Here is a 17,127-nt window from a genome sequence, read left to right as displayed (position 1 = left end):
CTGCTCAGCTTTACATTTTTGGATCTGAAATGCGGGTCAGCATCTTAACGTGCGGGCCCGCCCGTTCGAAGATCGGCTCCCAAAAGGCGTAGGCTTTCTCGGCGAAACTCGCGCTCACGGTGAACTTCGTGACCGCCCCCCGATATGCGGCCTGTCGCCCGCAGCCCTGCCCCTCGACAAGGTGCCAGATGAATTGAGCGACCTGGCGCGTGTACGTGCTCGGACGACCTCGGTGGTTGGGTACGATCTCAAGCCGCATGGTCCCGGTGTCGCGCGTCTCCGGTTCGGTGATGTTGGCGAGCCAGATGAAGATTGATGGATCAATGCTCGCGGCATAGCCGTCGCGCTTGAGCTGCTGATTGATCATAGAGAATGCGCTGGCGGCTTCTCTGAAGCATTCGCTCAGGATGAAGTTCGCCTCATTCTCCAGCTTGCCGTTGCGAAGATCGTCCAGCAATCTGACCGCCTCGTCCGTGAGCCGCCGCATGTATCGTGGTGCCGGCTGCCCTGCGCTGTCGGCTGGTGGTTCCTTCTGCACAATCAATTCGACTGTATCCGCGCGGCACTCCGTTGCGGCTTTTTTAAGCACGGTCAAGAAATCGTTTTCAAGAACGGGACCGACTTTTGACGCCGCTTGACCTTCCACCCGGGTCTCGGCGAGGTCCTTTGCACGGTCCAGCGTAAGATCCAGTCCGGCTTTGATGTTTTCAGAAGCTCTGTCTTGATCGTCATCGGAAATCTCCACCATCATCTCGATGGTAGTGTCGGACTCCAGGAGTCCGTCCTTGCGCGGCGCCGCAAAGGGACACGGAGCCGTCGCTTGCCTTGCAAGGATTGTTTGATCAGACGTATTCGCGCCGGTGTGCTCTGATCGCGGATTGGAAGCAGCAGCCCCGCCGGACAACACAAATATGCCATCGTCAACAGCTCGGCTCGCGGCCGCGGTAAGCTCCACGAGCGAGCGTCGCGCGCAGCGCGTCTGCCTAGTACGCCGCTTTTTCGTTTCTTGCGTGCGGCTCATGAGCTGATGCCCCCTCGACAAGCTTCTTTAAGATCCAGCACCACAGCTCACGAACTTCCTCCGAGGCTCTTCCCTCTTGGGAAAACTCGGTCACGCCTAATCCTGTCCCAAGAGCATCCTGATGGTCATTGCGCTGTCCGATACAGGGAAGCGCAAGCACCCCCAGCGAATTGAGCGACGTTGCGGCTTCACTCACGCGGCAGCCCCGCGGTGGCGTCTGATTGAGCACGAAAGCAAATCGGCGGTTGAGCCTACGAATGGCAATCAGCGTAGGTATCGCAGCTTCGATGTCTGCCAGACTCGGACGCACCGGGATTAGGCAAAGATCGGCACTCGCGATGGCACGCATAGCCAGGGCATTGTTCGTGGCCGCGGTATCGATGACCGTTAGCCAGATCCCCTCAGCTTCAAGGCTGACGAGCGCCCCTTCTATTCCGGCGGGATCGGCGACCCGAACGATCCGCGGATACGGATGGTCCCGCCGCTCTCTCCATTTTGAGATCGTCCCTTGTGGATCCGCGTCGACAATCGCGACGCGGTCCCCGTTCGCCATCGCCGCGACTGCAATTCCGACCGCCAGCGTACTCTTGCCGCTTCCTCCTTTTTGGGTAACCAGAGCAAGGACATACATCGCCTGCGCGTCCCGGACAACAACGACATGAAACACACGAGGTGCGCGTAGCATTTCCTATCGTGAATCGCATCAATGGCGAGTGCGGAACTCACAACCAAATCAAGGCGCACCCACTAATTATCGTATCGCGCTATACGTCGCCAAACGTCGGCCGTTCCAAACATTGGGGCACGCGGACACCCTACGCCAAGCCCGAAGGTTTAAGGATGCCAGCCAGTCCGCTGCAAGGCAGGACTCCGGCTTGATCCGACCTTTACTGTTCGCCGCTTTCGCGACGACGCATCGAGTCATAACCTGACCTTTCTCGCTGCATGCCGTTTGTGAGGGAATGTGTTTGGCGGGCATATCGGAATCGTGAGTCCGCTGTTGCCATTTTTGGCGAATTCAGCGGGAGATCGTGAGAGATAATGTCTCCTTCGTAAGAGCCGCACGGATGCCCGGGCGAGAAGCTCTGCGTTTGAGCCAAGTCCCCGTAATTCACGCTCCCAAACGGCTCGCACTCCTGTGCGGAACGACCGAGCTGCGAAACCACGGTCGCCATCGCAATCGATGTATGACAGTGCGACGCACGCCTCGTTCTGCAGCATTCTCTTGGCTGTGCGCGGCACCAGGCATCCACAGCAACGAAGCCAATAGGATGGCTATTGAAGTGCCGGATCGATTAAGACGGGTCCCCGTCGAGATCATATTCCCTGGCAAGGACTTTCGCGAATAAGAAAACGGTCGCCGGTGCCATCTCGCGGCCCTCGCAGACAAATCCCGGATACCAGGTTAAGAAGGTGGGCGCAGCCGCAACGGATCGGGTGATCGCCACGGTCTTAACGTTGGCTCCAGTTCCGATGTTTGGCAATCTCCGCCATGAAGATTGCGCCTAGTTCGTCGGCCGTTTTCTCTTGCTCATGGCTTTCCTCACTGCGTACGGTCGCGTGCATTCGCGCGGCTGATCTCGCTCTCAGCAAGCGCTTCAGAAGAAGCCTCTATCAAAGAGCGATGAGCTTCGCCGACGTTTTGCAGCGCAATGTCTAGCGCATCATATGAGCCTTCGTCGCTATCGAGCACTTGCCTCGCCCGTTCGGCGAGGTCGATCGCTGCGCCGATAAAGTTCTTCAACCGAGTGTCGGCCATGATACTGCTCTCCTACTTGCAGTGGGTGGTCGGTCAGCAATTCCGCCGTTTGGCGTGTGGCGCTTTTGGCGTAACGCAGACCCGGCAGGGCGGGCGCAACCTAAAAATGCACGGACGGCGGAGGTAAGGCCGCCCGTGCCAGTTGCGGTACGAAGAGCTTGGCCGTCGAGAGGACAATCACAAGCGACCAAGCCATATCTGGCTCAGCAACCCACGTGCCAGACGATGAAAGAATGCGAGGGAGTAAAACGGTACACTTTCACACCGCGCCACCTAAGTGCTCGTGTAGCTTCCGGACACGCGCGTCATCAACCAGACACGCCTGAACGAGATGAGACATGCGACTAATGATGCCGAGGACGCAAGGTGATTGGATCAATCTCGCTATCGTGTAAAATGATCAGCCCGCCTGGCCTCAAGCCGAGACTTTGCAACATTTCAGGTCCAAGCGGGAAGTTGAGCATTGCGGCGTTGGCGCCGTTGTCTTCTATAGTCAGCTGCACGGCTCCGATCTGGTCAGCGACTGCAACCGCGTAGGTTACTGGCCGGTACTCTTCATCGTCCTCGCCGTCCATCTCGATGGCGACGGTCACTATCCAACTACGCATCTTGCTGCGCCTCGGGAAGCATCCCCATGAGCTATTGAGCCTCTGCAATTCCGCAGCCGGTGGACACGCGGCTGTGAATCGGGCCGGGTGGCGGAGTGTGGCATTCTGGGAACCCTCCCCCTCCACACCGCACGTTGGGCTAGGCTCACAACCCCAAGAAGAGCAGTCAATCGACGAGCCAGAAGAGGATCAACGTTATACCGCGGCCATCGATGCTGAGGCGCCTGCGATGCATGAGGAGTGGCGGGGGCTCGGCTCCAGCGGCTGCACGGGCGAAGCGCTCGCGCGCATGAGCCATCCGTACGGGCCGCCGCCGATATCTCGAAGTCAGCACCCGCTCTGGTCTCGATGACTACGAAAAGTACAATCAGGTAGGTTGTCGCTCCTGGATGCCGGCGTTTAAAGTTGCTCCGTGTTTCTGACATTCAAACGGAGGACTGTGTGAGCGAAGATCTTTACGGCGGAGCGCTTGAAGAGATTCCACCAGATCCCGCGATGCGAAGAACTACGTAGAATTCTTCGCGCTATTGAAGGAACAGCAAGAGATCGCCGAGCGCGGCACCCGCCAATCAGCCGCTGATTTTTGGGTACGGGACCAAAAAGTTCAATCGTACTCACTGCGCGTGAGCGCTCGTTCCTCCTGGAGCCTCACCTGCTGCCCGCCGGGCCGCAGGATCCAGACATCCCGCGCGCAAACCGATTAAACCACCTGATCAAGATTCTCAGCCATCGACGGGGCCTCAAAACGACGAACGGACTTAACGGCTGAGAACCGTCGGCCTAAAGTTGCAACCTGAGCCAGGCATCTAAGTCAGCTGGTGCGGAGACCCTGTTGCCATGAAGATGACCGATGGAGAGAAGCTGATCGTCCTTATGCTCGCGGATATCTCGAAGCGCCTGCAAGGCGAACCCGAGGTCGATCCCGATTTCGTCGCGCAGACGATCTACGCCGATCAATTGTGGGGCTTCGATTGGCACTTCAGCGGCATTCCCTTTGAGCGATCGGAGGAGCCCAATCCAGTCGTCAAGGAAACGGTTAGTATCCTGGAAATGTTCAGCTCGACCATGTACCAGTTTCAGCAGCTTGAAAACTCGGAGCGGCAGCGGGTGTGTGACGATGTTGGATTCGCCGCTCATGGGCTCGACATCTTCCCCGGCTTTGATGGCAACCATGACCCTCATTATGGAGTTGCGAACTACCTCGTCAAGGATCTGCATCGCTTCAAGGACGTTCCGGGCGCCACGAACAACTCGCATACGCAGACATCCCTCCCGCAATATTGCAAGATGCTGCTGGTCTATTTGCCGATGCGAACAAAGCTCGGCACGGGACGATTTTCGAAAGAGGATATCATTGCCATCTTCAAAGGTGGCTAAAGCGCGCGTCCAGGGCTGTGCTGGAGATCGTCGTGAGCCGGACCGGCCGCTGTCGGCTTGGCGCGATTCCCGAAGAATCGAAGGCCGCTTTCGAACTCAACTTGCCCTAGGACAATGAGTATTGCTCCAGCACCAAGCGGCAAACTTGGAGCGTCATTGGACGCATGTTGCCGTCCAAGAGGATGCGCACCCTTGTCCCGGTCGGACCAGGACCAACGATTACGCCGCGCCGCCTTTTCAACTTTGAATCGGCCGAATGCGCCACGAGCACGCCTCTTCGAACCGATCGGAGATTGTCTGCAAGAGCGTCATCGACCGCTTCACGGCCTACATCTCTGTGGAGTTGGTCCCCATTGATTGAGCTCTACGATTGCTTTTGCTTCTTCGAGCAACCTGGTTCGCCGAAGCTCCTTGAGCGCCGACATGAGCATCCGCAATCAGGCCACATCTACATGCGATCGCTGTCAAGCGTTCGGCACCGACGTTCTCCATCAGATGCCAACGATCAGCAACCTGTACCGCACGTGGCTGCGCTTTCGCCGTGGCTTCGCCATTTCCGCCACCACGATCAAAGGCGACAATCGCGATCGAAGAATAAGCAGACCACGCTTGGGCAGTCTCTGGCTTGCGATCCAGTATGATGCGGCCGAGCCGGTGTCGGCTAATGATGGCCCCACAAATTTCAGAGCCATGGGACATGTATGCCCTCGACCCACCAGTTCCGATAGCTAGAGCTGCGCCCCATAGAGGCTCATGATAGCGGCGACCTAACATAGATGAGTGGCCACTGCTTTTGGATGGCATTTGCCGCACTGTGTGCAACGACACGGTGCCCACACTTTCTCCTGACCGAGGTTTCCGAGTGGCTGCCAGTCCCACCTTCCCGTCCTTCAAACGACACGACAATAGGCGTCCAAGAATGCCTACCGCCCTGGAGCGTGCATCCGGCGGCGGTGAATAATAGCGTTGAGCGTGCGACGATGATGGACAAACTGAACGTGTTTGATGGAGGTTCGCCGTGTCGGCTCCAGACATTCGCCTCCGAAATAGAATCATCATTTAACGTTCGAGATTTCACCGCAGCCGCTCATTGGGCTATCGAACGGCTTGCTGACGTGCTGTCACGTGACGACGTCGAAGGCTTGCGTCTTCAAAGACCAGCAGATCTGATGGCCAGTGCCCGCAACCTCATGACGGCGGCTGATTTGGGGCGCTTCGATGTACGCCGCTTCGCCGACATCGTCGAGCTTTACCTGGAAACCGGCATCAAGGTGAACTCCCGCGGATATATGGGACGGCAGTTCAGTTCGGTGATGCCGGTCACCGCCGTCTTCGAAATGGTTGCCGCCATGGCACCGCAGCCAGCTTCCTATTACGAGGCGGGGCAGCTCGCCAACGTTGCCGACCGGCTTATCGAAGAGGTGTTCGGGCGTTTCATTGGGTGGGCACCGGGTAGTTTCGAAATGGTGACGACGTCCGGGGCCTCGCTTGCGAACATGACCGCTGCGCTCGTCGCCCGCAATCGTTACCTTTCGGGAAGCTGGAACGGCGGACTTGCGGCAGGCCGCTCGACCCGGCCTGCCATTGCCATTGGCCAGGACGCCCATTTCTCCGTCTCTCGCATTGCCGGCATCATTGGTATCGGCCAAAATCAAGTGATACGCCTGCCTCTGAACGACCGTCGGCAGATTTGCCCGGAACGGGCGGCAACGACTTTGGACGAGGCGGCGGCCCAGGGGCTGGATGTTTTCTGCCTGATCGCCTCGGCAGGAACGACCGCGATCGGTGCCAATGATCCGTTGCCTAACCTTGCGGCATTGGCGAAGCGGCGCGGCGCTTGGCTGCATGTCGATGCGGCTCACAACGGCGCTTTTCTGGTTTCCGACCGTCTGCGGCCTCGCCTTGCGGGACTGGAGCTTGCGGATTCTTTTTGCCTGGACGCCCATAAGGCTCTGTTCGTCCCGGCCCTTTGCACATTGCTATTCTACCGCGAGAAGGGTTTGGCGGAGACCGCGTTTCCCCAGAAGGACAGCTACGTGTTTGACCCGTTCGAAGATGAAATGACGGCCGTGCAGAGCGGCGTGAAGAACTTCGAATGTACGAAGCGCCCCGCGATCCTGAACCTTTGGCTGGCTTGGTCGCTGTATGGTCCCCGCGCCTTCGCGGATAAGTTGGAGCGCCTGGTAATGATGACTGGGGCGGCCCATCAATACTTGGCCGATCAGCCGGACTTCATCGTCCCGTATCGGCCAGAATCCAATATTCTCTGCTTCGTCCATCAGCCGCTTGGCTTGTGCGGCAATCGGCTGTCGAGCCTGCAACTGGAGTTGCGCAACCGCGTGCGGGCGGCTGGGCGTTACCTCTTGTCCAAGGTCGATATGGATGGACAGACGATGCTCCGCATGGTCCTCATGAATCATCGGATCGGCCTGTCCGACATCGCAGGCATGGTGGAAGAGATCCGACGCCATGCGCGCGAGATTCTTGCAAACAACGCTACACACGGCGAGCAGAACCGGCCTTTCCGGCTTGAGCCTCAGGAATAACGATGCGCCACTTCGCCCTTTCACCCCGTGACTGCGCTCACCACGTACTGCCGGAAACGATGTTGCATCCGGGCACCGTGGATGACGTGCTGGCTTTACCTTCTTTTCTAGCCTCGCTCCTGCACGCGCAGACTGTCATCGGCAGCCGGATTGACGAATTGTCTCATGACGTCCAGGCCGCCATCGCCGAGCGTCGGCTGTCGCAACTCGTCTCCATCGCCCGCATCAATCCGCTGTGGCGTCGGCGCATCGATAGTGCCGTCGGGACCGGTCCGGTGGACAATTACGAGCAGTTCAAGGCGCTGCCGCTTACCGACAAGGAAGCCTTTCAGCAAATGTTCACGGAAACGCGGCCAGGCATGGTCGTGCCCATCGACCGCTGCGGCTTCGAAATCGTGGCCAGCGGTGGTACCAGCTCCGGCAAGCCCTCGGAAACCGTCTATTCGCTCGACGAGCTGCAGGAGACTTACCGCTGGGCGGGGGATTTCATGGGCCGACACATTATGGCACGCCACCTTACTGGCAGCGGCGCGAAATGGGTGGCCACAACGTTAGCCGATTATCAGATGTGGAGCAGCGGCACCATGGTAGGTGGCGTGCTCCAGAAGATCCCAAGTGTCAACTACATCGGCGCCGGTCCGATGAGCCGGGAAGTCTTCCAGCGGATGATGTCCTATCCGGGGCCGAAGGCGATAATGGGGATTACGCAAAGCATTGCCCTAATGGCGAGCTTTGCCGACGGGCTATCTCGCGAGGCGCGGGACAACTTCCGGATCGCTCTTTATGGCAGTGGAGTGCTGACTCCCAAGGTGCGGGCGGATCTCAGGCAGGCCTATCCAAGCCTGATCGTACTCAGTTACTTCGCCGCCACCCAGGCGGAAACCATCGGCGTGCAGCTAGATCCGGAAAGCCCCGTCCTGACTGCGGTACCTGGTCTCCACTTGGTGGAAGTGGTCAGGCCGGACGGGCAATGGACGGAAATAGGCGAGGAAGGCGAACTGGTAGTCACGCGCCTGTTCGGTAATGCGACTCCCGTGCTGCGCTACAAAATAGGCGATCGAGTCATCCGCCGCCCTGACTTGCAGTCGCCAGGCCTGAATGCCATGCAATTTGAGTATGTCGGCCGCAGCGGCGATTTCATGCATATTGGTGACACGCAGTATTCGGCGCCGCAGGCCTTGGCGGCGATCACCGCCGAATTCCGCCAGCGGCAGGTTCTGGACATCGATAGCGTCGCTACCGACACGCAGTTCCAGATTGATCGCGCGAAGCGGCAGCTGCACTTAGTAATCGGCACTCCGGAAGCCGCATCCCTTCCGACGCAGGTCGCCATGCGACTGGGACCGGAAGGCTCCTCGCCCTTGATCATCGCCGGCTTGCTCCGATCGCTGTCCGTCTTCAACGCGCTGGAGGCGAACGAGGCGAGCCTGCGGAGTTCGGGCTACAGCTTTGCCATCCGGCTTGTAGATCCAAGGAACGCGGATTTGGTCCGCACGGCATTTGGCAAGGTGCCCCTCGTTGTAGACCGCATTTGATACTCGCAAACTAGCATCCGCCGCCGGCAGGAGAGAGATAATGACGCCGCTCAATATCCGGGTTTTCGTCGACGTTATCGCCCTCCTGCTTGGCAATGCGGTCGACGGCAACGTCTTCATGTTTGACGATGGTGTCTCTGGCGGAGAAAGCCTTGGCACCGCCAAGCTGGTCAGCTCGGTCTGGCCAGGACAACTGGTCCGCTGGAGTCTAACGCCGCTTGACGTCCAGACCATGGCTTGGCTGACCGGCGTTTCGTTTGATGGCGCTGCGCTACCGGCGACCGGCTGCCTACTCCCTTGGGCACTGCAATGGCAGGGATACGTACCTCCTTGGAGCGCTCCGGGCTCGCGCCATTCCTACCGAATGACGCTCGTCACGGGTGGCCTGAGTGGGCGCACGATCAGCATCGCCGGCCCCTCTCTTGTACTCTTGCCTCCATCGCTAGGAGGGGCCTTTCGGGCTCACCCCTCGCCGCCGCCTGTCGAGCGACCGCACAATCCGCTCCAATAGGAGGACTATAAAAATGCAGATCTCGATTGTCACCGTTATCGATATCGAGACGGCCCTGGCGGAGGGCACTCTCGACGGAAATGCCTATGTAATCGACAATACGGGCCCATTCGCCCAGCTGCCCCATGCCCGCGTAACGAATGTTCCCGGCGTCTATAATGCCGATGGTTCGCAGGCCATGGAGGCTGTCCTAAACTGGATCACGGTCGGTGTCGACCAGCTGCCACCGACGCTGCCACGCAGCTATCCCCACCGCTTCAACATTGCCAACGCCGCACGACGACTGCTGAGCCCCTCCGTCCGCACTCAGGAGAACATCTCCAAGATTCAGGAGCACATCTCCAAGATGCTGACTGACCCTCCGAAGCCCCTGCAGGTTCGCGACCGCGGTGCAGTTCGCACCTATGACGCACCAGTGCTGAACGCGGCCGGCAAGGTGCTGAAGCCTGATGATGCCACTACGGCGGCCAGCGTGCCTCCAGTTGTGGTGAGGATCCGCGGGGCTGCGGTGGAGGATGGTGTTCTGTATCCGGCCCTCTACGGTTCGCCCGATCCGTTGACGGATGGCTGGTACTGGAGCGCCACCGTCGATACGGCCAAGGTCGGTCGCCACGACTATACGATGGAGGTGGCGCTCTACCGCCCCGTTCAGGAGAACGGCAAGATCCTCTGGGAGCCGCGGCTCTTCACCCTGTCGTGCGGTATTCAGGTTAGTAACGTACCGAGCGTCAACGGCTTCACTAGCGGCTTCGTGCCCGGCCTGCTGCCCATACCGCCCTCCGGACCTACATGCATTGAGGGAGACGCGATATGACAAAAACGATCAACATTCTCCTGGTGGTAGATGTCGTCGCCGCATTGGAGGCAGATACACTCGCAGGCTCTCTCTACATGATCGATGACAACCGTCTCGGCGGCTCGCGCAACCAGGCGACCGCCGGGCTCGCGACCGCCGTCACACCGGGAGACGAGATCATCTGGACGTTGTTGCCGATCGAGTGCGAAAATCATGCCGCGATACGAGCGATCAAACTGCCGGCGGAAATCTGCGAGGTTCGACTCGAAACCTATCCCGAGTCCGATGTCAGCTACTGGGTTGGTACGGTGAAGCAGCCGGTCGGCGACCTAGCGTATGGGCTGACGTTGGAGCTTGGCAGCCGGATGCGGACGCTCGATACTGGTGCCGACGCGCGCCTCATCGAGGCCGCCCTTACCGCTAACCCCGGTGCCACCCGAACCAGGAGTTCATCGCGCCTCGTCGAGGCCGCCATTAACGCTTCCCCGGGCACCCGAACCAGGAGTTCATGATGATTGTCAGTCCGGCATCGCAGCGCCCCCCCAGCAGCCCAAGCTTGGCCTCCACACAGCTGAACATCGTCACACTCATCGACGTTGCAGGAACCCTGCGGGCCGGCGGCCTCAGCGGGAAGACTGGGCTGATGGACAATGGCGGCGAGAGTACCGGTAAAGGCACGAACAGCTTGCGGACGGTGTGCCGCCAGGGCCAAGCCCTGAACTGGCTAGTTTATTGTATTGACATGGAGAAGCGTCCGGACGGGAGCTGGCCTCTGTTCGCGCGTATCGTCAACATCGTTTTTGTGCTGCCCGATGGCACGCCAGAACTCCGCAAAATATGTAATGATCTCAAGATCTATGGCGGCCCGGACAAGATCCGTAGTCCGTGGACGCCCTCCTACTATTACTGGGCGGGCGCCGTCGATCTTGAGCTCGAGCCTGGGCTCTATCCCTATCGCCTTGTACTGGAGGTCGACACAGTCGATCGAAATCGCAAATTGTATTTCAACCTGGATGGACCTGCCTTGCAGGTCATTCCTCTGAGCGCCATCCATGCAGGGAGCCAGCATGGATAAGAAGCAGCGAAGTTGTACCCGGACAGACCTGTCCAATCAATCGCGGACGTTCCAATCGCGTGCTGCTCTGTCGCGCGCTTCTGGGCAGCGATCGGTAGCACCGATCAGAGCAAGATGGAACGGCGCTTGGGCCGGCAATTGCATGATCCCTCGACGCAGCTCCGAAAGGGTCCAAGAGTCCGTTAGCCTGCCGACTCAGTCGGAAAAGTGAAGGGGATTATATGGGTAACGATATCTGGTGGTCTACACGTCGTAGATCCCGCGCCTGCGCGGGTCATTGCTGATCGACTACTTTGTCCAACAATCTAAGGGAAATCTTATGAGCCAGCGCGCCGTCATCGTTGTCGACATCCAAAACGAATACTTCCCAGATGGCAAGCTGCCCCTGGTTGGTATCGTGCATGCGGCCGCCAACGCAGCTAGGGTGATTCAGGCCGCCCGCGCGCGTGGTGATGCGGTTATCCACGTTCAGCACGAAATGCAGGAAAGTCATCCCTCTATCTTCGCGCCGAACACCAGAGGGGTGGAGATCAATCCCATTGTCCAGCCACTAGAACGTGAGGCCTTGGTCGTCAAGCACTATCCCAACGCCTTCCGCGACACCGATCTGAAGCAGCGGCTCGATGCCGGGGGCGTTAAGGAGGTCGTGATCGTCGGAGCAATGAGCCACATGTGCATCGATGCGACCACCCGAGCAGCCGCCGATTACGGCTACAAGACCACGATCTTGCACGACGCTTGCGCCACCTGCGATCTTCCATTCGGTGGCATAATCGTGCCTGCCGTGCAGGTTCATGCGGCCTTTATGGCGGCCCTTGGCTTGGCCTACGGCACGGTCACGACGACCAGTGACTATCTAGCAGCCTGATGCCGTTGCGGCCTCGGCCAACACTAGTCACGTGAATCCTAAGGTTCGCCACATAAAGTCTGGTGGCCTCCAGGCAGAAGCCTTTTACAGAAGCTAAATCTGATCTGCGGACTTAGCTCATTTGGACGGCTTGGGATCTCGGTTGTACGTTCGATGAAGGTACGGATTCGGCCTCAAGCGACCTGACGGAGGCGTGAACGGCTCGCTGGATTTGCTGCCTCCCTCCGGCGACAACTTCGCCGGAGCGATACTAGAAAGCTCGACGGCGCGATAACGGAAGCTGTTACACTGATCGTGGCACGGCGGACGAGCGATATTCCCCGCTGCGGCGATCGCGTTCGCCCACTTGAGGAGATCGTGTTGCGTACCACCCCCAAACGCAAACCCGAGCGCGCACGCCGCTCCTGTGAGACGCATCTCGCCCGCGCCAAGTGGACTGCCCGCCGTCGCGCAGCCTCGCACGACGGATGCTTCAGCTTACTGCGCCTCTTCCGTGCGGCAAGCTGCGTGGAAAATATGTCGTGACCCGTGAAGAGGCTTTGGAGAACGCCACCAAGGCACACGCAGGCAATGGTGTGAGGGGAGATCGCAACCACTCCTAATTGGGCGATCGGTGCCTATGGATAGGCCGCCGCCTCGAAAACAGAAGTTATCTTCGAAGGGCCAGCACTCACAATCGCCTGAGGAGGCGCGCTGCGATGGACAGGCTCAAATTCATACCGGCTTTCCAAGCCGCTCTTCGGTCTGCCGACCCCGACAAGCTCGCCGTACTCCGGGAAACCATCCGCGAACGCGGAGGCCATGACGAGTTCGCGATGGCAACCACAGAACTCATACGCAAACATCCGCTTACGTTCTTTAGACTGATTAAGATCATTTTCGACGCAGGCATGAGGAGCATCGCGCATGAGCATCACTTCCGCCGTCGCTCAAAACCGCAGCGCTCGCATCGCGCGTGTGGCCATATCTGCCGTCAATGTGGCTAGTGGATGGCGGTCGCGCGTGAGGACGGACAGCCCGCAAGGCCCGTCGTTCGGGGCGGAATCGGAGACGAAGCGGTCAACCACGAACGGAACGCCAGCGCAATGGCCGGTGCCGTCAATCTTCGATCGCTTGATGTGCTCGGCCGAAGTACGCGTACAACGTCCACCGCAAGGGGCGGCGGCCCGCTCGGTCGCGTTCACGATGTAGCGCCCAAACCAGACGTCGGTAGAGCGCGAGATCACTACGTATCACCAAGCGGGCTGTGCGAAACGGCTCATGCACTGGGCGCGCCGGTTTTAGTGGCGACCATCGGAGCAGACGCCGTGGGCACCACCGGAGGACATTCACCACTTGAAATTCCTCTCAAGTCGCATCTCGCCGGCGCTCCAATGAGAGCCTGGCGTGTTAAGTAAGTCGCAGCCAAGCCATTCCAAGATTTCGCAACACGAAACCAGTTCTCCTTTCGAGCTGGCAATAGTTGTAGCTTCCTTTGCGCCTTGCGCGCAGCCGCAAACCTTCCGTCGCGTTCAGCCTGTTTCAGCGTCTTGATCAGCAGCTCCTCGGTTTGTTTCCATCCGTCGTTTGCAATTCGCCCCTCGGCAAAATACTCGAAGACGACTCGGAAGGTCAGAGCACGACCTGCGGCGGCCCGCGACTCCAACTTTGGTTCGGTCAGCCATCGTTGAAGAGTTTCGAGCTGGTCCGGCGTACCAAGCGTGAGAACGGCACGTTCCCCGAAGAGCAGGAATGTCGCGAATGCAGCGACCTCCAGTTGCGTATCCAAGTCCTGGCCATCCAGCCAACGGGCGATTGCTTCTAATGGAGACATAGTTTGGCTCTCCTGCCTTCAGTCCCGGTTCGAGCGTTGCGACCGGCACAAGGTGGTTTGTGAGAGCGATTCGGCCCAGAGAACGCCACGCTGGTCAACTACAAGAACTTGCGGGTTCAAATCCCTATAATTGTCGGACACAATCAAACTACAAATAACCGCAAAAGACCTGATGATGGCGCTATGACCACCTTGGTTATCGATCGTCAGTGAAAACGCTGTACCGACTTGGCTACATCGCATGCGTCGGTCGGTTTTGGGACCTAAAGTCTATCGGCCGATGAGCACGAAACGGATATGGCTACGACACACTTGGTATGTTTCCTTTAATCAATCGAGCCGGCCAAATCGATATCCCATTCGAGAAACCAGAACTTTTCCGGGCGAGGCTGACGCAAAACGATTTGCGGGCGAACTGCTGAATAGTCTTCCTGCAAGTTTGACTACGATGTTAGCTGGAACGATAAACCCGTATTATCCAAGACGCGTAATTGGATCGAGCGACATAGTACTTTGGATTCGTGGTCGCAACTGAGCCCCACATAGCTGAGCGGGACACGCCGCTGGGAACGGTCAGCGAAAGTGCTCATAGGACGCGCCAACACAATGTCGTCGTTGTCGGCGCGTAACGGCAGGTGCGATAGTAACGGCAGGTGCGATACTGGCCATTGATGTCTCGGACGTAGCCCGCGATCGTCCCATCAGTCGCGACGATCTTTGCTTCCACGGGCAGCAGATCTGAGGGTTCCGGAGAAGCACGAACGCCAGATCGTATTCCGGAGCCTGGGCCGGCGCGAGGAGTCTGCTCTCGAACTCGCGGTAGGCATGGCTGCAGCGGAACGGCTCGAAGCCAGTGAGTGAATCCGCGACGCCGGGGCGGGGCAAATTGCGCGACCTATCGCTCCATCTCGTCGCCCCGCAGGCGGTCGCCACGCGCGGCCAGGACCTCGGCGCGCAGGCTGTCGTCCCCCTCCACAGCGCGTTGGTTATCATCTCGACGACGCTTTACGCCAGCAATTGCGCCGCCTCGACGAATTCGGGATTCGCGGGCCAACGGAGTTCACCGATCGTTGGCCTTCTGCTTATTTCGATGTGCCGCCCGGTCGCCGCGGTCGGGATTCAGGCGCGCGAATACGGCGCTCGCAGGTAGGCGGTCGGCGTCCCGTAGCGCGGTCCCGTAGCGGATTTTCCGCCGTCGGCGTCCTGCTGCACGGCGAGGAGCGTCGCGACGCACTGGAACCTGAATGGAGGACGGCTTCAGCATCGCTGCCGTCTGCACCAGGCGATTGCGGAGAGAGCCGGACGCAATCGAGCTCCGCTGGATGTTGCCGCCGCACCGACGCCGAAGCGACCGGTCAGCATAATGACCGGTAGCCTTTCGCTTCCCTCCTCCTCGAAGATCACGACCGACGCTGGTCCCCACTTGGTCGTACCGTAATCCCCTCAGGAAGGTTCGTGCGTAGGCGTCGAGGGTATCGGGAATCTCCGGCATCTTCCTCGCCAAAGCCGGAGCCGGCCGAAAGCCCAGCCTGGAAGAGCTCCGGCTCCGCCCGCCGCGAGCTCGGCATACAGCGCGCTGCGCTCCCTGGCGGTATTCTCCGGATTCTCGAGACGAGGCGGATGCGGCGGCGCTTAATGGCCTCGCGCTCGCCGAAGCCGCGACCGACGTGCGAATGGTCGTGCAGCACCGGCGGCCTGCCGTAGTTCATCCACACGATTTCGGTCGCTGCGCCAACGTACGTCGTCGCGGCGATCTCGACCCCTCTCCATCCGGGCAAAGCCGCGTCGTAGAGCTGGGACGGGTAGCCTGAGAGCATGACTGCGCAGAGCAGAGGCCTAAAGGACGGCGAGAGCTCGACATGGTCGTGCTCGCGGTAGTCGAACCGGTAGGCCTTCGCTCGCCGCCTAGTGTTGGGGAGATAGGGCGGATCGCAGCCCACCCCCTCGCCGCCGACGACGTCGTATGTCTTCAGGAATTCGAGCGCGTCGCCATGCACGATCTCCGCTCGGATATCGAAATCGATCCGCCGCTCCGCTACCACGGAGGGGTCGATCTCCACGCCGATGCTGCGCTGCGCGGGCTGTTTGGCGCGGCGGATTGCGCCGCCGCCCAAGCGCGTCTCGATGTAGACCCGGTGCGGAGGCATCATGGAAATCAGACGTTGATAGATGCGGCCCATGCCGCCGGGATAGCGCATTCGCGAAGCATCGCTGTTTTCGAAGATGGCGTCGAGTGGCACCTTGGAAGTCAAGCCTATCCCGATGTGAGTGAGGCACTTGAGTTTTCGCAAGGCGAGACTCATTCGTGAATGCGATCCAATGAATCGAGAAAGCGGTCGTGGTCGCGTTTGTGCGTGATCCACCTGCAGTAGTAGCGCCCTAAGCAACTCGGCAACCAAGGTGCCAATGGTCGTTTGAAACATCGAGAACTTGCCATGTCGACTACCAGATCTCGTCGGTGATTTCTGTTGAAATTTAACGCTTGGTGACCACCGATCGTAAGGTAGCCAAGTTCGTGCGAACGAGGATGACTGTAAGCCTCACGCTATCCGTTCTGTCTGAGTTGGGCGGAACGCTGGGGGAGATACTCCACACGGGCAGCTCACCCGTCCTTAATGAGCCGGATCATGACCCGAGCTGGCTTTATTGAAGCGGCCTAGGAGATCACTATGATGACACGCTTGTTTGCGTTGCTGCTCCTTGCCATCGTATCGCTACCGGCGCACGCGCAGCTGCCAGTCCCTTCTACGTGGGTGAATCAAAGGGGCTCCGTTCTTTCGATACAGACGCTAGACGCATCAACAGGCGACTTCACGGGGACGTATGTGAACAACGCGGCGGGATTTTCGTGCCAGGGATATCCGTACCCTGCAGCCGGAAACGTCACGGCGAACAGAATAGATTTCTACGTCAATTGGACCTCACCCACAGCTCCGACCTGCAGAACAATGACGATCTGGCATGGCCGTGTAGCGGGTGACGAGATTCCAACTCGATGGACGATGTACTACGTGGGGGCGGACTGGAACTTTCACAAAATGACTGGCTGGGATTTCTTTACGAGGAGGTAGACCAAACCTGGTGGAAGTCGCGTTGTTGATCGCTCTTAACATCCTTGCTGGATACGTGATCGTATGAGCGTCTGCTTCAGCAATGATGCAGGTGATCTTGTTGCGAGGAGCGCACGAACGATGGGTTGGGCACGCTGGAGACAGACG

General features: G+C 59.1%; 18 protein-coding genes. 10 read left to right on the top strand and 8 right to left on the bottom strand.

What is annotated here, in order from left to right:
* Positions 1–10: 10 nt before the first annotated feature.
* The 4 genes from ACVIYL_RS22725 to ACVIYL_RS22710 all read right to left on the bottom strand — a co-directional run bounded on the left by ACVIYL_RS22725 (position 11) and on the right by ACVIYL_RS22710 (position 3,373).
* Positions 11–1,021: a hypothetical protein gene (locus ACVIYL_RS22725; protein ID WP_456779848.1), complete on the bottom strand. Its 1,011-nt coding sequence runs from the start codon at positions 1,019–1,021 to the stop codon at positions 11–13.
* Positions 984–1,652 carry a nucleotide-binding protein gene (locus ACVIYL_RS22720; RefSeq protein WP_456779847.1) on the bottom strand — a complete coding sequence of 223 codons (669 nt, stop codon included), beginning with the start codon at positions 1,650–1,652 and terminating at the stop codon, positions 984–986. Before ACVIYL_RS22720 ends, ACVIYL_RS22725 begins: the two co-directional genes overlap by 38 nt.
* Before the next feature lie 912 nt (positions 1,653–2,564).
* Positions 2,565–2,780 carry a hypothetical protein gene (locus ACVIYL_RS22715; RefSeq protein WP_456779846.1) on the bottom strand — a complete coding sequence of 72 codons (216 nt, stop codon included), beginning with the start codon at positions 2,778–2,780 and terminating at the stop codon, positions 2,565–2,567.
* 344 nt (positions 2,781–3,124) lie between these two features.
* Positions 3,125–3,373: a hypothetical protein gene (locus ACVIYL_RS22710; RefSeq protein ID WP_456779845.1), complete on the bottom strand. Its 249-nt coding sequence runs from the start codon at positions 3,371–3,373 to the stop codon at positions 3,125–3,127.
* 852 nt (positions 3,374–4,225) lie between these two features.
* Here ACVIYL_RS22710 and ACVIYL_RS22705 point away from each other — a divergent pair.
* The gene (locus tag ACVIYL_RS22705) at positions 4,226–4,765 is read left to right on the top strand and encodes a YfbU family protein (protein ID WP_456779844.1); all 540 of its coding nucleotides are present in this window, start codon (positions 4,226–4,228) and stop codon (positions 4,763–4,765) included.
* Between the two features lie 327 nt (positions 4,766–5,092).
* Here the strand turns inward: ACVIYL_RS22705 and ACVIYL_RS22700 are convergent, their stop codons facing one another.
* Positions 5,093–5,464, bottom strand: coding sequence for a hypothetical protein (locus ACVIYL_RS22700; protein WP_456779843.1), 372 nt, complete (start codon positions 5,462–5,464; stop codon positions 5,093–5,095).
* Between the two features lie 281 nt (positions 5,465–5,745).
* Between ACVIYL_RS22700 and ACVIYL_RS22695 the strand changes: the two genes are divergently transcribed.
* From ACVIYL_RS22695 to ACVIYL_RS22665, 7 genes are all read left to right on the top strand, one after another.
* The gene (locus ACVIYL_RS22695) at positions 5,746–7,311 is read left to right on the top strand and encodes a pyridoxal phosphate-dependent decarboxylase family protein (protein ID WP_456779842.1); all 1,566 of its coding nucleotides are present in this window, start codon (positions 5,746–5,748) and stop codon (positions 7,309–7,311) included.
* A 2-nt stretch (positions 7,312–7,313) separates the two neighbouring features.
* On the top strand, positions 7,314–8,846 hold the full coding sequence (locus ACVIYL_RS22690) for a hypothetical protein (RefSeq protein ID WP_456779841.1): 1,533 nt from the start codon (positions 7,314–7,316) through the stop codon (positions 8,844–8,846).
* Between the two features lie 40 nt (positions 8,847–8,886).
* Positions 8,887–9,357: a hypothetical protein gene (locus ACVIYL_RS22685; protein ID WP_456779840.1), complete on the top strand. Its 471-nt coding sequence runs from the start codon at positions 8,887–8,889 to the stop codon at positions 9,355–9,357.
* A 13-nt stretch (positions 9,358–9,370) separates the two neighbouring features.
* Complete coding sequence (locus tag ACVIYL_RS22680; protein ID WP_456779839.1) at positions 9,371–10,171, top strand: hypothetical protein; 801 nt, start codon at positions 9,371–9,373, stop codon at positions 10,169–10,171.
* Positions 10,168–10,665, top strand: a complete 498-nt coding sequence (locus tag ACVIYL_RS22675; protein ID WP_456779838.1) for a hypothetical protein — start codon at positions 10,168–10,170, stop codon at positions 10,663–10,665. The genes ACVIYL_RS22680 and ACVIYL_RS22675 overlap by 4 nt, the downstream gene beginning before the upstream one ends.
* Positions 10,665–11,228 carry a hypothetical protein gene (locus ACVIYL_RS22670; protein WP_456779837.1) on the top strand — a complete coding sequence of 188 codons (564 nt, stop codon included), beginning with the start codon at positions 10,665–10,667 and terminating at the stop codon, positions 11,226–11,228. Before ACVIYL_RS22675 ends, ACVIYL_RS22670 begins: the two co-directional genes overlap by 1 nt.
* 319 nt (positions 11,229–11,547) lie before the next feature.
* Positions 11,548–12,096, top strand: coding sequence for a cysteine hydrolase family protein (locus ACVIYL_RS22665; RefSeq protein WP_456779836.1), 549 nt, complete (start codon positions 11,548–11,550; stop codon positions 12,094–12,096).
* A gap of 617 nt (positions 12,097–12,713) precedes the next feature.
* On the opposite strand, the gene ACVIYL_RS22660 is transcribed toward ACVIYL_RS22665, so the two are convergent.
* Entirely contained in the window at positions 12,714–13,004 is a 291-nt protein-coding gene (locus ACVIYL_RS22660) for a hypothetical protein (RefSeq protein ID WP_456779835.1), read from the bottom strand.
* 350 nt (positions 13,005–13,354) lie between these two features.
* Positions 13,355–13,909, bottom strand: a complete 555-nt coding sequence (locus ACVIYL_RS22655) for a hypothetical protein (RefSeq protein ID WP_456779834.1) — start codon at positions 13,907–13,909, stop codon at positions 13,355–13,357.
* 886 nt (positions 13,910–14,795) lie between these two features.
* On the opposite strand from ACVIYL_RS22655, the gene ACVIYL_RS22650 reads away from it, so the two are divergent.
* Positions 14,796–15,059 carry a hypothetical protein gene (locus ACVIYL_RS22650; protein ID WP_456779833.1) on the top strand — a complete coding sequence of 88 codons (264 nt, stop codon included), beginning with the start codon at positions 14,796–14,798 and terminating at the stop codon, positions 15,057–15,059.
* Positions 15,060–15,309: 250 nt separating this feature from the next.
* Here ACVIYL_RS22650 and ACVIYL_RS22645 read toward each other — a convergent pair whose 3' ends face one another.
* Positions 15,310–16,161, bottom strand: coding sequence for a hypothetical protein (locus ACVIYL_RS22645; protein ID WP_456779832.1), 852 nt, complete (start codon positions 16,159–16,161; stop codon positions 15,310–15,312).
* 417 nt (positions 16,162–16,578) lie between these two features.
* Between ACVIYL_RS22645 and ACVIYL_RS22640 the strand changes: the two genes are divergently transcribed.
* Positions 16,579–16,980, top strand: a complete 402-nt coding sequence (locus ACVIYL_RS22640) for an avidin/streptavidin family protein (protein ID WP_456779831.1) — start codon at positions 16,579–16,581, stop codon at positions 16,978–16,980.
* Positions 16,981–17,127 lie beyond the last annotated feature (147 nt).

This window comes from Bradyrhizobium sp. USDA 3315, assembly GCF_054056795.1.
The sequence above is the reverse complement of the archived record's forward strand: the minus strand, read 5'-3'. Positions and strand labels throughout refer to the sequence as shown.

Bases quoted from the DNA above. Each gene is read 5' to 3' on its own strand.
- ACVIYL_RS22720 (WP_456779847.1), bottom strand. From the start codon at position 1,652: ATGTATGTCCTTGCTCTGGTTACCCAAAAAGGAGGAAGCGGCAAGAGT.
- ACVIYL_RS22700 (WP_456779843.1), bottom strand. From the start codon at position 5,464: ATGTCCCATGGCTCTGAAATTTGTGGGGCCATCATTAGCCGACACCGG.
- ACVIYL_RS22670 (WP_456779837.1), top strand. From the start codon at position 10,665: ATGATTGTCAGTCCGGCATCGCAGCGCCCCCCCAGCAGCCCAAGCTTG.
- ACVIYL_RS22695 (WP_456779842.1), top strand. From the start codon at position 5,746: ATGATGGACAAACTGAACGTGTTTGATGGAGGTTCGCCGTGTCGGCTC.
- ACVIYL_RS22655 (WP_456779834.1), bottom strand. From the start codon at position 13,909: ATGTCTCCATTAGAAGCAATCGCCCGTTGGCTGGATGGCCAGGACTTG.
- ACVIYL_RS22705 (WP_456779844.1), top strand. From the start codon at position 4,226: ATGAAGATGACCGATGGAGAGAAGCTGATCGTCCTTATGCTCGCGGAT.
- ACVIYL_RS22660 (WP_456779835.1), bottom strand. From the start codon at position 13,004: ATGCGCGATGCTCCTCATGCCTGCGTCGAAAATGATCTTAATCAGTCT.
- ACVIYL_RS22685 (WP_456779840.1), top strand. From the start codon at position 8,887: ATGACGCCGCTCAATATCCGGGTTTTCGTCGACGTTATCGCCCTCCTG.
- ACVIYL_RS22690 (WP_456779841.1), top strand. From the start codon at position 7,314: ATGCGCCACTTCGCCCTTTCACCCCGTGACTGCGCTCACCACGTACTG.
- ACVIYL_RS22640 (WP_456779831.1), top strand. From the start codon at position 16,579: ATGATGACACGCTTGTTTGCGTTGCTGCTCCTTGCCATCGTATCGCTA.
- ACVIYL_RS22665 (WP_456779836.1), top strand. From the start codon at position 11,548: ATGAGCCAGCGCGCCGTCATCGTTGTCGACATCCAAAACGAATACTTC.
- ACVIYL_RS22725 (WP_456779848.1), bottom strand. From the start codon at position 1,021: ATGAGCCGCACGCAAGAAACGAAAAAGCGGCGTACTAGGCAGACGCGC.
- ACVIYL_RS22680 (WP_456779839.1), top strand. From the start codon at position 9,371: ATGCAGATCTCGATTGTCACCGTTATCGATATCGAGACGGCCCTGGCG.
- ACVIYL_RS22675 (WP_456779838.1), top strand. From the start codon at position 10,168: ATGACAAAAACGATCAACATTCTCCTGGTGGTAGATGTCGTCGCCGCA.
- ACVIYL_RS22715 (WP_456779846.1), bottom strand. From the start codon at position 2,780: ATGGCCGACACTCGGTTGAAGAACTTTATCGGCGCAGCGATCGACCTC.